Source organism: Rhodopseudomonas sp. BR0C11, assembly GCF_010820945.1.
Classification (GTDB): Bacteria; Pseudomonadota; Alphaproteobacteria; order Rhizobiales; family Xanthobacteraceae; genus Rhodopseudomonas; species Rhodopseudomonas palustris_H.
In genome coordinates this window covers 1-1,532 of sequence record NZ_QTKI01000670.1, presented here as the reverse complement: position 1 = coordinate 1,532, position 1,532 = coordinate 1, and the positions used below count along the sequence as shown (strand labels likewise).

The 1,532-nt window shown below is 68.3% G+C and carries 1 protein-coding gene and 1 pseudogene; one reads left to right on the top strand and one right to left on the bottom strand.

All coding sequences use genetic code 11. The annotated features are described in order from the left end of the window. Nucleotides 1-270 (bottom strand): annotated as a pseudogene (locus DYI24_RS26415) (Ppx/GppA phosphatase family protein); the annotation flags it as partial. 240 nt (nt 271-510) lie between these two features. Here DYI24_RS26415 and DYI24_RS26410 point away from each other — a divergent pair. Then, the coding region (locus DYI24_RS26410; protein ID WP_164574413.1) for a xanthine dehydrogenase family protein molybdopterin-binding subunit at nt 511-1,532 on the top strand (1,022 nt) is incomplete at its 3' end.

Here is a 1,532-nt window from a genome sequence, read left to right as displayed (position 1 = left end):
CGCCCGTCCGATCGCCGCCTCGCTGATCCGGCCGGTGGTGGCAACGCCCTCTCTGAGCCGGATGATCCGCGAGAACGAGTCGATCACGCGAAAGCCGTCGCCCGCCGGCCGCGCGATCAGCAGCCGGCAGTTATTGGTGCCGAGGTCGAGCGCGGCGTAAACGCCGTCGCCGTGGGACGCGGTGGCGTGCTCCTCCTCGGCGATCGCAACGATCGCGTGCGGGTCCTCGCCAGGCAGCGAGCCCGGGCGAAGCCGCGTTTCGTCGTCCATCAAATTCGTCTTTCCGCAGCCGTGCACGGCCGACGTCGAAATCATCATTCACGGAAAGTTTAGCAGCGCACCGCCCCGGCGCAACCCACCAGCGGGCGAAGCATGCGGTTTCGTGCGTTGTGGCGTGTGGGCGGCTGCGCTATCCGTTAGGACTATCAGCACTGACATTCCCCGCGCAGAAACGCCGCCCCACGCGGCCTTTTCCCGTCCCGCGCGCCTCTCAAGCCGGAACACAGCCTCATGCAGGACAGCCCCGCCAACGCGTCGCTCGACACCACCCTCGCGCTGCACAAATTCGGCGTGGGCCAGCCGGTCCGGCGCAAAGAGGACGAGACGCTGCTGCGCGGCAAGGGCCGCTACACCGACGACTGCAATCTGCCGGGGCAGTTTTACGCCGTGATGGTGCGCAGTCCGCATCCGCACGGCATCATCCGCGGCATCGGCACCGAGGCCGCCAAGGCAATGCCCGGCGTCTGCGCGATCTACACCGGCGCCGACCTCGCCGTCGCCGGCTACGCGCCGTTCAGTTCCGGCCTGCCCCTCAAGAGCCGCGACGGCACGCCGCTGAAGCAAACCCATCACGGCGCGCTGGCCACCGACAAGGTGCGCTTCGTCGGCGAGCCCGTCGCGTTTGTGGTTGCTAAGACGCTGGCGCAGGCGCGCGATGCCGCCGAAGCGGTCGAACTCGACATCGACCCGCTCCCCGCCGTCACCGATGCAGAAGCCGCGATGCAGCCCGGCGCGCCCCAGCTCTACGATCACATCGAGAACAACGTCGCGCTCGACTATAACTTCGGCGACACCGCGGCCGTGAACGCAGCCTTCGCCGCGGCCGCGCACGTCACCACGCTGGATATCGAGAACACCCGCGTTGCCGCGGTGCCGATGGAGCCGCGGGTGGGGCTCGCCTCCTACGATCAGCAGAACGGCCGCTACACCATCCAGCTGCCGACCCAGGGCGTCTCCGGTAACCGCAATACGCTGGCCAAACTGCTCGGCGTGCCGACCGACAAGGTGCGGGTGCTGACCGGCCAGGTCGGCGGCTCATTCGGGATGAAGAACATTTCTTACCCCGAGTACATCTGCATTCTGCACGCCGCCAAGGCACTCGGCCGCCCGGTGAAGTGGACCGACGAGCGTTCCACCAGCTTCCTCTCCGACAGCCAGGGCCGCGGCCAGCAGATCCGCGCCGAACTGGCGCTGGATGCCGGCGGACGCTTCCTGGCCATCCGCCTGTCCGGCCCCGGCAATCGCCGCGCCCA